Raw genomic sequence first — 14,728 nt, forward strand, 5'->3', positions numbered from 1 at the left:
AGCGTCTGCTTTCTGGTTATAAGGACGGCCAATGGCCCCTTGGCTTGGAGCGACTCATGAGTAGCGATAAAGACGACCTGTCGATCGAAGATGATTTTGTTGCCGCGGATGACGAAGCGGAACCCCAGGTAGAAACCGCAAAGACCAACCTGAGCAAGCGCCGCACCATCGACAACATGCTGGAAGAAAGGCGCCTGCAGAAGCAGCTGGCCGACTTCGACTACGATCTGTAACCCTGGCAAAGCCTCCTGACTGGAGGCTTTACGGCCTTGGCGGTCAGTTCAACCCTTGCCGCTGCGCCAGCTCGATCAGGTCGACCAGCGAGCGCGCATTGAGCTTGAGCAACAGGCGCGACTTGTAGGTACTGACCGTCTTGTTGCTGAGGAACATGCTGTCGGCAATCTCCTTGTTGGAACGCCCTCGCGCCAGCTGTTGCAACACGGTCATCTCGCGCGCCGAGAGGCGGTTGACCATATCCGTCTCGCTTCCGCCCCTGCCACGTGACACATGCAAGGCCTGGTTGGGGAAGTAGCTGTAGCCCGACAGCACGGCCTTGATGGCGCTCAGCAACTCGGTGAGTTCCTGCTGCTTGCATACATACCCCGCCGCCCCCGCCTGCATGCAGCGCATCGAGAAGTTGCCGGGGGCCTGCGATGTCAGCACCAGCACCTTGCTGCCCGGGCTGAAAGTTGTCATGCGACCGATCACCTCCAGGCCATCCAGCTTGGGGATACCGATATCGAGCACCACGATATCCGGCAAGTGTTGCCGTGTGAGTTGCAGCGCAGCCACCCCGTTGTCGGTTTCCGCCACGACGTCATACCCATGCCGCTCCATCAGCATGCGTACGGCCAGGCGTATGACCGGATGATCATCCACGATAAGCACTTTATTCATGCGATATCCATTCATTGCTTTTGCTTTGGCCCGCCAAGATAACCTACAGAACGCTTACTGGCGCGGTGATTTACCGGCGAAATATATGAACAGATAGAACCTACAACACTTACAGAAATTTCCTACACTCAACTGATGCACTTGTAACAATCAAATTCCCTGTTACCGAATGAACGGTATCACCGGCCGGTAAAAGTGCACCAGTTGGAAACCGGCCGACACCTCAGGAAATATTCAGCTCAAATGCGCTGAACAAACACCGTCATCAGGATTTCAAGCGATTATTCTCACCCGGGAAACAATCCAGTCTTTAGTTGAGCATCGCCGTAAGGTAAAGATGTGCAAAATCGCTGGAGACGACCCATATGCACCAAGTACAGCCTGTCGCCCCGCTGACGATCATTGCCATCTTCGCAGGGATTATCGAAGCCTCCGCCCTTGCCACATTGCCGTTTCTCAGCGAATCCAGCCAAAAGCTCTATACCTGGTTCCTGGTGGGCTTCCCATTCTTCCTGACGGCACTGTTCTTCCTCACGCTCAACTTCAATTACAAGTCGTTCTACGACCCTTCATCAAACAGGACGGCAAATGACAACACGTCGACACAGAGCGATGTGGCCAAACATGCAATGCCCGGTAATACCAGCGAAGCGCTGCAGGGCGAGCCTGTCACATTCATGTTTTCCGGCCCCGATGCCTATCGCATGATGGAGCAGCAATTGCTGTCCGCCCTTGCCCAACCGCCGCAGCAAGCGCGCACGTGGCGCTTTTGCAACCTGGATAGGCGCCAGTGCGCACAACTATCGATCAGCGCGCTTGATGGACAGCAGGCGAACGACGGCCATTGATATCACAGACAAAAAAAACCCCGGCCTGGGCCGGGGTTCTTGTTTCACATGCCAGCGATCAGAGCAGCGAGCGGCCCTTGTTGGCAGCAATGCGCATACGCAGGGCGTTGAGCTTGATGAAGCCCGCTGCGTCCGCCTGGTTGTAGGCGCCGCCATCTTCCTCGAAGGTAGCGATGTTGGCATCGAACAGCGAGTCGTCCGACTTGCGGCCGACAACGGTGACGTTGCCCTTGTACAGCTTCAGGCGTACCACGCCGTTCACGTTGACCTGCGAAGCGTCGATCATCTGCTGCAGCATCAGACGCTCCGGGCTCCACCAGTAGCCGGTGTAGATCAGGCTGGCGTACTTCGGCATCAGCTCATCCTTCAGGTGAGCGACTTCGCGGTCCAGGGTGATCGACTCGATGGCACGGTGAGCCTTGAGCATGATGGTGCCGCCTGGGGTCTCGTAGCAGCCACGCGACTTCATGCCGACGTAACGGTTCTCGACGATGTCCAGACGGCCGATGCCATTGGCACCACCGATACGGTTCAGGTCGGCCAGGACGGTGGCCGGGGTCTTCTCGACACCGTCGATGGCAACGATGTCACCGTTGCGGTAGGTCAGCTCGATGTAGGTAGCCTGGTCCGGGGCGTTCTCGGGCGAGACGCTCCAGCGCCACATGTCTTCTTCGTGCTCGGTCCAGGTATCTTCCAGGACACCGCCTTCGTAGGAGATGTGCAGCAGGTTGGCGTCCATCGAGTACGGCGACTTCTTCTTGCCGTGGCGCTCGATCGGGATGCCGTGCTTCTCGGCGTAGTCCATCAGCTTCTCGCGGGACAGCAGGTCCCACTCACGCCATGGGGCGATTACCTTGACGCCTGGCTTCAAGGCGTAGGCGCCCAGTTCGAAACGCACCTGGTCGTTGCCTTTGCCGGTGGCGCCGTGGGAAATGGCGTCGGCGCCGGTTTCGTTGGCGATTTCGATCAGGCGCTTGGCGATCAGCGGACGGGCGATGGAAGTACCCAGCAGGTACTCGCCCTCGTAGACGGTGTTGGCGCGGAACATCGGGAACACGAAATCACGCACGAATTCTTCGCGCAGGTCGTCGATGTAGATCTCTTTAACGCCCATTGCCTGGGCCTTGGCACGAGCCGGCTCGACCTCTTCGCCCTGACCCAGGTCAGCGGTGAAGGTCACCACTTCGCAGTTGTAGGTATCCTGCAGCCACTTGAGAATCACCGAAGTATCAAGGCCGCCGGAATACGCCAGTACGACCTTTTTTACGTCCGCCATGCCATCACTCCACGGGGTTGTACGGAAAGGGATCGATTCTAACGACGTTACGGATAAATTTACAGTGGGGCGACAGCTTCTGACGACAAAGCGACAGGAAGTTTCGGAAGGGCGACTTACCGTCGGAAAGTATGAAATGCCGTGTAGGAGTGGCCTTGTGTCGCGATGGGCTGCGCAGCAGCCCCTGGATCTCAGCAATGCAGCGAAAACTGCCGGGGCTGCTGCGCAGCCCATCGCGACACAAGGCCGCTCCTACAGAAAGCTCCGCAGCCTTCAGGACTTGGCAGGTGTTGGCTCAGGGGCCTTTTCGACAGGCTTCTCAACCGGCTTCTCGATTACCGTCACCCGATCCAGTTCAATATTCACCCGACGATTACGCGCCCGGTTGGCAGCATTGGTGTTCTTCGCCAATGGGTAACGCTCGCCATGGAAGCGCACGGTAATCTGCTCTTCCGGAACGCCATGGGCCTTGAGGTAGTCGGCCACCGCCAGTGCCCGGCGGCGCGACATGTCGCGATTGGTCAGGCGGTTGCCACTGTTGTCGGAGTGGCCGTTGAGCTCGACATGGTTCACCGTCGGGTCAGCCTTCATGTAGTCGAGAATCACGTCCAGCCGCGCCTTGGCCGCGCCATCCAGCTCGAAGCCGCCCCCGGGGAAGCCCACCTGGGTCTGGCGCACCTGGTCGTAATTCATCGGCAGCAGCTTGCCGGCACAGGCCTGATAGTCGCTGTAGGCCTTGGCGAAGCTGACCGGTAGCACACGCACTTCCATCGGCCTGCCCGCCTCGCCGGTGTAATTGCGTACCACCGTGCTGCGCCCATCGAGCAGGCCGTTGATCAGGCGGCTGGCCTGGCCCTGGGACGAACTGAACAGCACCCCGGTGCGAGCCATGCGCACGCTGCCCAGGTTGATGTCACTGCGCCCGGGTTGCCACGGCGCAGCGGCTGCCAGCAAGGTGGCTGTGCCCGCCCCCAGAACGTTGCTGTCCGAACGCAGCTGGAACACCGGCTGCTCGCCCGCGCGGCGCACGAACTCGCCACTGCCGAAGCCGTCGATCGGCTGGATCAGCCGGCATTCGAACTGGTCACCCTCGACCTTCCAGGCGATGTTCTCCATGCGCGTCTGGAAGGTCAGCGCGCCGGCCGGCAGGCTGGCGAACAGGGTCAACAGGGCTAGGTAACGCTGGCGCACGGGCGGCTCCACAAATTCTGACGGCTTACCTGCAGGCTATCGGACGCCTGCCGGAAAACTTGATAGCCGTGCTCCACCCAGGGTTTTCCGGTAGCATTGGGGCTTGAGTTCGACCCGCCTGGAATCCCCAATGTCCGATCGCCTGACCCTCCTGCGTCCCGACGACTGGCACATCCATCTGCGCGATGGTGCCGTCCTGCCCCACACCGTTGGCGACGTGGCGCGTACTTTCGCCCGTGCCATCATCATGCCCAACCTGGTTCCGCCGGTACGCAATGCCGTCGAGGCCGGCGCCTACCGTGAGCGCATCCTGGCCGCCCGCCCGGCTGGCAGCCGCTTCGAGCCGCTGATGGTGCTGTACCTCACCGACCGCACCAGCCCCGAGGACATCCGCGCGGCCAAGGCCAGCGGCTTCGTGTACGCCGCCAAGCTGTATCCTGCCGGCGCCACCACCAACTCCGACTCGGGCGTGACCAGCATCGACAACATCTTCCCGGCCATCGAGGCGCTGGCGGAAGTTGGCATGCCGCTACTGGTGCATGGCGAAGTGACCCGCAGCGAGATCGACGTGTTCGACCGCGAGAAGCGCTTCATCGACGAGCACATGCGCCGTGTGGTCGAGCGCTTCCCCACGCTGAAGGTGGTGTTCGAGCACATCACCACCAGCGATGCCGCGCAGTTCGTCACCGAGGCCCCGGCCAACGTCGGCGCGACCATCACCGCGCAGCACCTGCTGTACAACCGCAACCACATGCTGGTTGGCGGCATTCGCCCGCACTTCTACTGCCTGCCGATCCTCAAGCGCAACACCCACCAGGTGGCGCTGCTGGACGCGGCCACCAGCGGCAACCCGAAGTTCTTCCTGGGTACCGACTCGGCCCCGCACGCCCGTCATGCCAAGGAAGCCGCCTGCGGTTGTGCCGGTTGCTACACCACCTACGCGGCAATCGAGATGTACGCCGAAGCATTCGAGCAGCGTAACGCGCTGGACAAGCTGGAAGGCTTCGCCAGCCTGCACGGCCCGGCGTTCTACGGCCTGCCGGCGAACACCGACACCATTACCCTGGTCCGCGAGGAGTGGACCGCCCCGGACAGCCTGCCGTTTGGCGAGCAGACCGTGGTCCCGCTGCGCGCCGGCGAAAAACTGCGCTGGCGCCTGCTGGAGGAAAACGCGTGAGCGAAGACCTCTACGAAGACGACCTGGACACCCAAGGCAGCAGCGGCTCGCGCCACCCGATGGCCGAGCGCTTCCGCGGCTATCTGCCGGTAGTGGTAGATGTTGAAACCGGCGGCTTCAACAGCGCTACCGATGCCCTGCTGGAAATTGCCGCTGTCACCATCGGCATGGACGAAAAGGGCTTCCTGTTCCCCGAGCACACCTACTTCCACCGGGTGGAGCCATTCGAGGGCGCCAACATCGAGGCGGCCGCGCTGGAGTTCACCGGGATCAAGCTGGACCACCCGCTGCGCATGGCGGTCAGCGAGGAAAGTGCGCTGACCGACATCTTCCGCGGCGTACGCAAGGCGCTCAAGGCCAATGGCTGCAAGCGGGCGATCCTGGTCGGCCACAACAGCAGCTTCGACCTGGGCTTCCTCAATGCAGCGGTAACGCGCAATGACCTGAAGCGCAACCCGTTCCACCCGTTCTCCAGCTTCGACACCGCTACCCTGGCGGGCCTGGCTTACGGCCAGACCGTACTGGCGCGGGCCTGCCAGAGCGCCGACATCGACTTCGACGGGCGTGAGGCGCATTCGGCGCGTTATGACACCGAGAAGACGGCCGAGCTGTTCTGCGGCATCGTCAACCGCTGGAAAGAGATGGGCGGCTGGCGCGATTTCAACGATTGAGTTGAAAAAGCATTCGCGGGCATGCCCGCTCCCACAGGGATCGCACAATGGCTGAGGCCCGTTGGGTACCTGTGGGAGCGGGTTTACCCGCGAAGAGGACGGCACAGGACGGCACAAAAAAACCGGCCACAAGGGCCGGTTTTTTCATGCGCTTGGCAATTACAGCTTGCCAGCGTTCTCGCTCAGGTAGGCAGCAACGCCTTCCGGCGAAGCGTTCATGCCTTTGTCGCCTTTTTTCCAGTTGGCAGGGCAGACTTCGCCGTGCTCTTCGTGGAATTGCAGGGCATCGACCAGACGCAGCAGCTCGTCCATGTTGCGGCCCAGTGGCAGGTCGTTGACGATCTGCGAACGGACAACACCGTTGGTGTCGATCAGGAAGGCACCACGGAAGGCCACGCCGCCTTCGGACTCGACGTCGTAGGCCTTGCAGATTTCGTGGGTCATGTCGGCAGCCAGGGTGTATTTGACCTGGCCGATACCGCCGTTGTTGACCGGGGTGTTACGCCAGGCGTTGTGGGTGAAGTGCGAGTCGATCGACACGCCGATCACTTCCACGTTGCGCGCCTGGAAGTCAGGGATGCGGTTGTCCAGGGCGATCAGCTCGGACGGGCAGACGAAGGTGAAGTCCAGCGGGTAGAAGAACACCAGGCCGTACTTGCCCTTGATGGCCGAAGCCAGGTTGAAGCTGTCGACGATCTCGCCATTGCCCAGCACGGCCGGAACGGTGAAATCGGGGGCTTTCTTACCAACGAGTACGCTCATTGTAATCTCCTGATGAGGGTGAAAAACCGTTTGCCGGGCCAGACGGGCTTGCCCGACATCCAACAAAGGCCGACCATCATACACGGCTTCTGGTGACAGGCCGACTCCAACGACGAAGCAACCGCCGGTCGCTCAACCACGGCCCTTTCAGAAACTCCTTTGACAAGCATTCTCATTAACATTAAGCTCCACCCCATCGAGCCCACCAACGATGGTCAGCCTTTATGTATGTGTGTCTTTGTGTCGGCGTTACCGACGGACAGATCCGCGATGCGATCTATGAAGGATGCTGCAGCTACAAGGAAGTGCGAGCCGCGACCAATGTCGCCAGCCAGTGTGGCAAATGTGCCTGCGTGGCCAAGCAGGTGGTCCGCGAGACCCTGACCGAGCTCCAGGTCAGCCAGGCAGCCCTGCCCTACCCCGTGGAATTTACCGCGGCCTGAAATCCCAGAATTCGAAGAACCGGACCTTGCGTCCGGTTTTTTTATGCCCGCAATTCAATAAGTTAGCGCTCCAACGCGGTTCACAAACATTCTTATTTCCATTAATTTTCACTTATTATTCAAGAACTTAGGTTTGACACTCCTAAGTATCGGGCTCAAACTTCACTGTATTGGCACACTTCTACAGGGCAGGAACCCGAAATGAAAGGCGACGTAAGCGTCATCCAGCATCTCAACAAGATCCTCGGAAACGAGCTGGTCGCGATCAACCAGTACTTCCTGCACGCACGCATGTACGAAGATTGGGGCCTGAACAAACTCGGCAAGCACGAGTACAAGGAATCCATCGACGAGATGAAGCACGCTGACAAACTGATCAAGCGTATTCTCTTCCTCGAAGGCATCCCTAACGTCCAGGACCTGGGCAAGCTGCTGATTGGCGAGCACACCAAGGAAATGCTCGAGTGCGACCTGAAGATCGAACAGAAAGGCCTGGTCGACCTGAAAGCAGCCATCGCCCATTGCGAAACCGCTGGCGACTTCGGCTCGCGTGACATGCTCGAAGACATCCTCGAGTCCGAGGAAGAACACATCGACTGGCTGGAAACCCAACTGGGGCTGATCGACAAGATTGGTATCGAGAACTACCTGCAGTCGCAGATGGGCGAAGAATAAATATTCGCCCCATGAAAAAACCCGCGATCAGCGGGTTTTTTCATGCTTGCCGGAAATTCAGGCCTCGGACGCCTTGGCCTTGGCAGCCGCTTCCTTGATCAGGGTCTGCAGCTCACCCTTCTCGAACATTTCCAGCATGATGTCGCTGCCGCCGACCAGCTCACCGGCTACCCACAGTTGCGGGAAGGTCGGCCAGTTGGCGTACTTTGGCAGGTTCGCACGGATTTCCGGGTTCTGCAGGATGTCGACGTAGGCGAACTTCTCGCCACAACCCATCACGGCCTGCGATGCACGCGCAGAGAAGCCACACTGCGGGGCATTCGGCGAGCCTTTCATGTAAAGCAGAATGGTGTTGTTGGCAATCTGCTCTTTGATCGTTTCGATGATATCCATGTAGCACCTCGGCTGAACTTTCCGACGCGGTCGTCGGCACGGTGACGCATTGTAACGGAAAGCCGAGCAGCATGCTCGGCCTTACCGTTCCTTACGCGGCCTCTACCTGCACGGGTACGCCATTGAGGGCGGCATTGCCAGAAACCTGATCACGCAGGCGCTCATCGGTGAGGTCGTTGGCGCTCACGCCAGGTTGCGCCTGGGCGGTCTGCATGTGCACGCCTCGACGAGAGTGACCGAAGCCATGAGGCAGGCTCACCACGCCCGGCATCATGTCCTCGCAGGCCTGCACCTCGACTTCAAGCTCCCCGGTACGCGAGCGGATACGAACCCGCTGGCCGTCCTGCAGCTGCCGCTGCTGCAGGTCCTGCGGGTGCATCAACAACTGATGTCGCGGTTTGCCTTTCACCAGCCGATGAAAATTGTGCATCCACGAATTGTTGCTGCGTACATGGCGACGGCCGATCAGCAGCAGTTCGCCCGGCGTCGGAGGGGCTTGTTGTGCCAACCGCCCCAGGTCGTCCAGCAGCACCTGGGGCGCCGCTTCGACAGCCTTGCTGGCAGTCGTCAGGCGCGCTGCGAGGTTGGCGCGCAATGGCCCCAGGTCGAGGCCATGCGGGTGCTCGTCCAGCGCTGCCAGCGATAACTGCCAGGGTGTCGCTTCACCATAGCGCCCCTTGCGCAGGGCCAGGTCGATCATCTGCGCTGGCGCCCAGGTCGGCTTCAACTCCAGCTCGGCGCGTTTGGCGAACGCTTGTGCCAGCCCGACGAAAATCTCCCAGTCATGCAATGCCCCTTCGGGCTTGGCCAGGATCGCCCGGTTGAAGCGGGTCACGTTGCGCACGGCCAGCAAGTTGAACGTGGAGTCGTAATGGTCGTTTTCCAGCGCCGAGGTGGAGGGCAGGATCAGGTCGGCATGCCGGGTGGTTTCGTTGATGTACAGGTCGATGCTGAGCATGAACTCCAGCCCCTCCAGCGCCAAATCCAGCTGGCGGCCGTTGGGCGTGGACAGTACGGGGTTGCCAGCCACCGTCACCAGCGCGCGCACCTGCCCTTCGCCGGGTGTCAGCATTTCCTCGGCCAAGGCCGCCACGGGCAGTTCGCCGCCGTACTCGGGCAAGCCCGACACCCGGCTCTGCCAGGCGTTGAAATGGCCACCCGAGGTGGTCGCTACCAGGTCGACGGCAGGCTCGGTGCACAACGCGCCGCCTTCACGGTCAAGGTTGCCGGTCACCAGGTTGATCAGTTGCACCAACCAATGGCAAAGAGTGCCGTAGGCTTGGGTCGAAACCCCCATGCGGCCGTAGCACACCGCCTTGTCGGCCGCGGCGAAGTCCCGTGCCAGCTGGCGGATGTCTGTAGCGGCAATGCCACAGTGCGCGCTCATGGCCTCCGCGCTGAACGGCGCGATCGCTTCGCGCACCTGCTGCAGGCCGGCGACCGGCAAGTGCGAGCCGCGCGCCAGGCCTTCAGTGAACAGGGTGTTGAGCAAGCCGCACAACAAGGCCGCATCCCCTCCAGGGCGAATGAACAGGTGACTGTCGGCCATCGCCGCCGTTTCGCTGCGCCGCGGGTCCACCACCACCAGGCGCCCACCCCGGGCCTGCAGCGCTTTCAGGCGCTTTTCCACATCCGGCACGGTCATGATGCTGCCGTTGGATGCCAGCGGGTTGCCGCCGAGGATCAGCATGAAACCGGTCTGGTCGATGTCCGGGATCGGCAGCAGCAGGCCATGGCCGTACATCAGGTGGCTGACCAGGTGCTGCGGCAATTGGTCCACCGAGGTGGCAGAGAAGCGGTTGCGGGTTTTCAGCAGGCCCAGAAAGTAGTTGCTGTGGGTCATCAGGCCGTAGTTGTGCACGCTCGGGTTGCCTTGGTACACCGCCACCGCATTGCGCCCATGGGCCTGCTGGATCGCCCACAGCCTGTCGGCGGCCAGGGCAAAGGCCTCGTCCCAGCCGATGGCATGCCAGTGCTCGCCCACCCGCCTGTGCGGTTGGCGCAGGCGGTCGGGGTCGTTCTGGATGTCCTGCAGGGCCACGGCCTTTGGGCAGACATGGCCGCGGCTGAACGGGTCCTGGGGGTCGCCCTTGATCGAACTGATCAGCGCCCGCCCGTCGTCGTCATGGCTGACTTCGATGTTCAGCCCACAGATCGCTTCGCACAGGTGACAGGCACGGTGATGCAGGGTCTTGGTCATGGCCGCCTCTGCCTTGTTGTCGTGGAGGATGTGTAGAGGGTTGTCGAACATCGACTATGCGCCCAGCCCCCGCCGCCGGCCAGCGCGCTTCGCGGCGTGAATCCACCGACATCAGGCACACGATTTGCGACAGCCATTTGCCAAATTGCCGGCAAGCCGTGTACAACCCTCTGTAGCAAATAAAAAACAGCACTGCCCGTCGGGTAAAGACACCCTTTGCAACACCCTTTGGTACTGGGCAGCTGTTTCCCCTCTTGGCTTCAGGCGACATTTACTTATAGTATTGCGCCTTTCCCTATTTCGTCCGCCCCCGTGCGGCTTACGCCGCAGGTCACTCCCGTTGTCAAAAAAAACCATACGGTCGACCTGCATACCGTTGCAGATAAGGTAGTCAATCATGAGCGCTAGGCACTTTCTCTCCCTGCTGGACTTCACCACCGACGAATTGCTCGGGGTGATCCGCCGCGGCATCGAGCTGAAGGACCTGCGCAAGCGAGGCGTGCTGTTCGAGCCCCTGAAGAACCGCGTGCTGGGCATGATCTTCGAGAAGTCCTCGACCCGTACCCGCGTGTCGTTCGAGGCCGGCATGATCCAGCTCGGCGGCCAGGCCATCTTCCTGTCCCCGCGCGACACCCAGCTGGGCCGTGGCGAGCCGATCGGCGACAGTGCCATCGTGCTGTCGAGCATGCTCGACGTGGTGATGATCCGTACCCACGCCCACAGCACCCTGACCGAATTCGCCGCCAACTCGCGTGTGCCGGTGATCAACGCGCTGTCCGACGAGTCGCACCCGTGCCAGCTGCTGGCCGACATGCAGACCTTCCTCGAACATCGCGGCTCGATCCAGGGCAAGACCGTGGCCTGGATCGGCGATGGCTTCAACATGTGCAACTCGTACATCGAGGCAGCCAGGCAGTTCGACTTCCAGCTGCGCATCGCCTGCCCGGAAGGCTACGAGCCGGACCCACGCTTCATGGCCATTGGTGGTGACCACGTGCAGATCGTGCGTGACCCGAAGGAAGCCGTGCGCGGCGCCCATCTGGTGACCACGGATGTCTGGACTTCCATGGGCCAGGAGGAGGAAACTGCACGGCGCCTGGCGCATTTCGCGCCTTACCAGGTCACCCGCGAACTGCTCGACCTGGCGGCACCCGACGCCCTGTTCATGCACTGCCTGCCAGCCCACCGTGGTGAGGAAATCAGCCATGACCTGCTCGACGACCCACGTTCGGTCGCCTGGGACCAGGCTGAAAACCGCCTGCATGCACAGAAGGCCCTTCTCGAATTCCTTGTAGAACCGGCTTACCACCACGCATGAGTCAACCCCTACTGCTCAACCTGCGCAACCTCGCCTGCGGCTATGGCGACCAGCGCATCGTCCAGAACCTCAATCTGCACCTGAACGCAGGCGACATCGGTTGCCTGCTGGGTTCATCCGGTTGCGGCAAGACCACCACCCTGCGCGCCATCGCCGGTTTCGAACCCGTGCACGACGGCGAGATCCAGCTGGCTGGCGAGGTCATTTCCCGGGCTGGCTTCACCCTGGCCCCGGAAAAACGCCGCATCGGCATGGTGTTCCAGGATTACGCGCTGTTCCCGCACCTGACCGTGGCACAGAACATTGCCTTCGGCATCGCCAAGCACCCGCGCCAGGCCGAGGTCATCGAAGAGATGCTCGAGCTGGTCAAGCTGGGCGGCCTGGGCGGGCGCTACCCGCATGAACTGTCCGGCGGCCAACAGCAACGGGTCGCCCTGGCCCGTGCGCTGGCACCGGAGCCGCAACTGCTGCTGCTCGACGAGCCATTCTCCAACCTCGACGTGGAGCTGCGCCGGCGCCTGAGCCATGAGGTTCGCGACATTCTCAAGAGCCGCGGCACCAGCGCCATCCTGGTGACCCATGATCAGGAAGAGGCCTTTGCCGTCAGCGACCAGGTTGGCGTGTTCAAGGAAGGCCGCCTGGAGCAGTGGGACACGCCCTACAACCTTTACCACGAGCCGCAGACGCCGTTCGTGGCCAGCTTCATTGGCCAGGGATATTTCATCCGTGGGCAGATGATCAGCCACGAAGCGGTCAATACCGAGCTGGGTGAACTGCGCGGCAACCGTGCCTACATCATGGCGCCGGGCAGCTCTGTGGATGTGCTGCTACGCCCTGACGATATCGTCCACGCACCGGGCAGCGCGCTGCAGGCGAACATCGTCGGCAAGAGCTTCCTTGGGGCATCGACCCTGTACCGCCTGCAGTTGCCGACCGGCAGCCAGCTGGAAGCGATCTTCCCTAGCCATGACGACCATCAGGTCGGTGAGGATGTGGGGATTGCGGTCAAGGCCGATCACCTGGTGCTGTTCCCGGTTCCGGGCAGCGTGGCGGCGCAGTTGCCGCGGCAGGAGAACGGGGTGCGCCGGTACAGTTCGGCGACCTGATTCGACATTCTGGGGCCGCTCTGCGGCCCATCGCGACACAAGGCCGCTCCTACAAGGGTACGTATTCCCCCTGTAGGAGCGGCCTTGTGTCGCGATGGGCTGCAGAGCAGCCCCAGAAATCTCAGCCCCGACCAATCCCGGCAAACTTGCCCTGGGTGTACTCAGCCAGCACCACGGCCGCCAACTCCACCTCCAGCCCACGCCGCCCGGCGCTGACATGGATGGTTGCAAAGTTCTGCGCCGAGTCATCGATGAAGGTGCGCAGGCGCTTCTTCTGCCCCAGCGGGCTGATCCCGCCCACCAGGTACCCCGTGGCCCGCTGCGCAACCGCCGGGTCGGCCATCTCGCACTTTTTCACCCCGGCAGCATGGGCCAGGGCCTTGAGGTCGAGCGTACCCACCACAGGCACCACCGCCACCAGCAATTCACCCTTCTCACTGCTCGCCAGCAAGGTCTTGAACACCTGCTGCGGGTCGAGACCGAGCTTTTCCGCCGCCTCCAGGCCATATGACGCCGATTTGGGGTCATGTTCGTAACTGTGCACACGATGCTCGGCACGGTGTTTCTTCAACAGGTCTAGGGCGGGGGTCATGCGGGGGCTCCGGTCGGGGACAGCTCGGCGGCTACTTTAGGACAATTCCCACACCTCAGCCAGCGAACCGCAACTGCGCGCCTCTAGTACGCGGATCCGCACCTGAAACCAGCATCCAGATCGTGACCGGCCGTTCACTTTCGACCTTTGACATCAGCGTTTCTTGTCTATATTTTTTCGTTTCTGAATAAATGATGCACTTTTAAGGTGCGTTTCCTACATCTGCCTGGGGTCAACGGGGATAGACTCCGGGCTTTGCTGTCGAGCGCCACGCGCCTCACAACAAAAAAAACGAGGTCATACATGACGACTGCTCTACGCCAACCCGCGCTGTCCAGCCAATGCCTGGCCGAGTTCCTCGGCACTGCCCTGCTCATCTTCTTCGGTACCGGCTGCGTCGCCGCGCTCAAGGTCGCGGGCGCCAGCTTCGGCCTTTGGGAAATCAGTATCATCTGGGGCGTGGGCGTCAGCATGGCGATCTACCTCACCGCCGGTGTTTCCGGCGCGCACCTGAACCCTGCGGTGAGCATTGCCCTCACCCTTTTCGCCGGTTTCGACAAGCGCAAGCTGCCCTTCTACATGCTGGCCCAGGTATGCGGCGCATTTTGTGGCGCAGCGTTGGTCTACACCTTGTACAGCAACCTGTTCTTCGATTTCGAACAAACCCACGCGATGTTGCGCGGTAGCGAAGCCAGCCTGGAACTGGCCTCGGTGTTCTCTACCTATCCGCACCCATCGCTGTCCACCGGCCAGGCGTTCCTGGTCGAAGTGATCATCACCGCCATCCTGATGGCCGTGATCATGGCCCTGACCGACGACAACAACGGCCTGCCGCGCGGTGCCATGGCCCCGCTGCTGATCGGCCTGCTGATCGCCGTGATCGGTAGCGCCATGGGCCCGTTGACCGGCTTTGCCATGAACCCGGCCCGCGATTTCGGACCCAAACTTATGACCTTCCTGGCCGGTTGGGGCGAAATCGCCTTCACTGGCGGTCGGGACATGCCTTATTTCCTGGTTCCGGTGTTCGCACCGATCCTTGGCGCCTGCCTGGGCGCCGCGACCTATCGCGGCCTGATCGCCCGCAACCTGCCAATGGCAGCCGCCGTGAACCCTGAGACAAATGACAGTCGCCAGGGCGATACTCAAGTCAATTGACGCCGGCATCACGCCCAGCCCTGA

At 61.4% G+C, this 14,728-nt stretch carries 16 protein-coding genes; 9 read left to right on the forward strand and 7 right to left on the reverse strand.

All coding sequences use genetic code 11. The features are described from left to right. Nucleotides 1-56: 56 nt before the first annotated feature. On the forward strand, nt 57-233 hold the full coding sequence (locus tag CAG46_RS28875; RefSeq protein WP_003258006.1) for a PA3496 family putative envelope integrity protein: 177 nt from the start codon (nt 57-59) through the stop codon (nt 231-233). 43 nt (nt 234-276) lie between these two features. Here the strand turns inward: CAG46_RS28875 and CAG46_RS06040 are convergent, their stop codons facing one another. Next, on the reverse strand, nt 277-897 hold the full coding sequence (locus tag CAG46_RS06040) for a response regulator transcription factor (RefSeq protein ID WP_023660944.1): 621 nt from the start codon (nt 895-897) through the stop codon (nt 277-279). A gap of 365 nt (nt 898-1,262) precedes the next feature. On the opposite strand from CAG46_RS06040, the gene CAG46_RS06045 reads away from it, so the two are divergent. Further along, complete coding sequence (locus CAG46_RS06045) at nt 1,263-1,745, forward strand: hypothetical protein (protein WP_025340389.1); 483 nt, start codon at nt 1,263-1,265, stop codon at nt 1,743-1,745. Nucleotides 1,746-1,803: 58 nt separating this feature from the next. Here CAG46_RS06045 and CAG46_RS06050 read toward each other — a convergent pair whose 3' ends face one another. After that, on the reverse strand, nt 1,804-3,021 hold the full coding sequence (locus tag CAG46_RS06050) for an argininosuccinate synthase (RefSeq protein WP_013973956.1): 1,218 nt from the start codon (nt 3,019-3,021) through the stop codon (nt 1,804-1,806). Between the two features lie 273 nt (nt 3,022-3,294). Continuing rightward, the gene (locus CAG46_RS06055; protein WP_085614206.1) at nt 3,295-4,212 is read right to left on the reverse strand and encodes an OmpA family protein; all 918 of its coding nucleotides are present in this window, start codon (nt 4,210-4,212) and stop codon (nt 3,295-3,297) included. Between the two features lie 130 nt (nt 4,213-4,342). On the opposite strand from CAG46_RS06055, the gene pyrC reads away from it, so the two are divergent. Together pyrC and rnt are read left to right on the forward strand one after the other, a co-directional pair. Further along, nucleotides 4,343-5,389, forward strand: a complete 1,047-nt coding sequence (gene pyrC, locus CAG46_RS06060; RefSeq protein ID WP_085614207.1) for a dihydroorotase — start codon at nt 4,343-4,345, stop codon at nt 5,387-5,389. 59 nt (nt 5,390-5,448) lie between these two features. Beyond that, the gene (gene rnt, locus CAG46_RS06065; RefSeq protein ID WP_230388460.1) at nt 5,449-6,060 is read left to right on the forward strand and encodes a ribonuclease T; all 612 of its coding nucleotides are present in this window, start codon (nt 5,449-5,451) and stop codon (nt 6,058-6,060) included. Between the two features lie 159 nt (nt 6,061-6,219). Here rnt and CAG46_RS06070 read toward each other — a convergent pair whose 3' ends face one another. Further along, nucleotides 6,220-6,822: a peroxiredoxin gene (locus CAG46_RS06070; protein ID WP_003254945.1), complete on the reverse strand. Its 603-nt coding sequence runs from the start codon at nt 6,820-6,822 to the stop codon at nt 6,220-6,222. 224 nt (nt 6,823-7,046) lie between these two features. Between CAG46_RS06070 and CAG46_RS06080 the strand changes: the two genes are divergently transcribed. Together CAG46_RS06080 and bfr are read left to right on the forward strand one after the other, a co-directional pair. Then, on the forward strand, nt 7,047-7,265 hold the full coding sequence (locus CAG46_RS06080) for a bacterioferritin-associated ferredoxin (RefSeq protein ID WP_003254947.1): 219 nt from the start codon (nt 7,047-7,049) through the stop codon (nt 7,263-7,265). A gap of 201 nt (nt 7,266-7,466) precedes the next feature. After that, nucleotides 7,467-7,940, forward strand: coding sequence for a bacterioferritin (gene bfr, locus CAG46_RS06085; protein ID WP_003258014.1), 474 nt, complete (start codon nt 7,467-7,469; stop codon nt 7,938-7,940). 57 nt (nt 7,941-7,997) lie between these two features. Here bfr and grxD read toward each other — a convergent pair whose 3' ends face one another. Then, on the reverse strand, nt 7,998-8,333 hold the full coding sequence (grxD, locus tag CAG46_RS06090; RefSeq protein ID WP_003254949.1) for a Grx4 family monothiol glutaredoxin: 336 nt from the start codon (nt 8,331-8,333) through the stop codon (nt 7,998-8,000). Nucleotides 8,334-8,424: 91 nt separating this feature from the next. Then, the gene (locus CAG46_RS06095; RefSeq protein WP_085614209.1) at nt 8,425-10,533 is read right to left on the reverse strand and encodes a molybdopterin-dependent oxidoreductase; all 2,109 of its coding nucleotides are present in this window, start codon (nt 10,531-10,533) and stop codon (nt 8,425-8,427) included. A gap of 397 nt (nt 10,534-10,930) precedes the next feature. Here CAG46_RS06095 and argF point away from each other — a divergent pair, with 397 nt between their 5' ends. Both argF and CAG46_RS06105 read left to right on the forward strand, forming a co-directional pair. Continuing rightward, complete coding sequence (gene argF / locus CAG46_RS06100) at nt 10,931-11,851, forward strand: ornithine carbamoyltransferase (RefSeq protein WP_013973960.1); 921 nt, start codon at nt 10,931-10,933, stop codon at nt 11,849-11,851. Further along, nucleotides 11,848-12,957: an ABC transporter ATP-binding protein gene (locus tag CAG46_RS06105; protein WP_085614210.1), complete on the forward strand. Its 1,110-nt coding sequence runs from the start codon at nt 11,848-11,850 to the stop codon at nt 12,955-12,957. The genes argF and CAG46_RS06105 overlap by 4 nt, the downstream gene beginning before the upstream one ends. A gap of 121 nt (nt 12,958-13,078) precedes the next feature. Here the strand turns inward: CAG46_RS06105 and ybaK are convergent, their stop codons facing one another. Continuing rightward, nucleotides 13,079-13,549 (reverse strand): Cys-tRNA(Pro) deacylase, encoded by a 471-nt coding sequence (gene ybaK / locus CAG46_RS06110; RefSeq protein WP_085590236.1) that lies wholly within the window; start codon nt 13,547-13,549, stop codon nt 13,079-13,081. 303 nt (nt 13,550-13,852) lie between these two features. Here ybaK and CAG46_RS06115 point away from each other — a divergent pair, with 303 nt between their 5' ends. Next, nucleotides 13,853-14,704: an MIP/aquaporin family protein gene (locus tag CAG46_RS06115; RefSeq protein ID WP_085614211.1), complete on the forward strand. Its 852-nt coding sequence runs from the start codon at nt 13,853-13,855 to the stop codon at nt 14,702-14,704. The last annotated feature ends 24 nt before the right edge of the window (nt 14,705-14,728 follow it).

The sequence above is a fragment of the Pseudomonas sp. B23(2017) genome (genome assembly GCF_002113725.1).
Taxonomy (GTDB): Bacteria; Pseudomonadota; Gammaproteobacteria; order Pseudomonadales; family Pseudomonadaceae; genus Aquipseudomonas; species Aquipseudomonas putida_Z.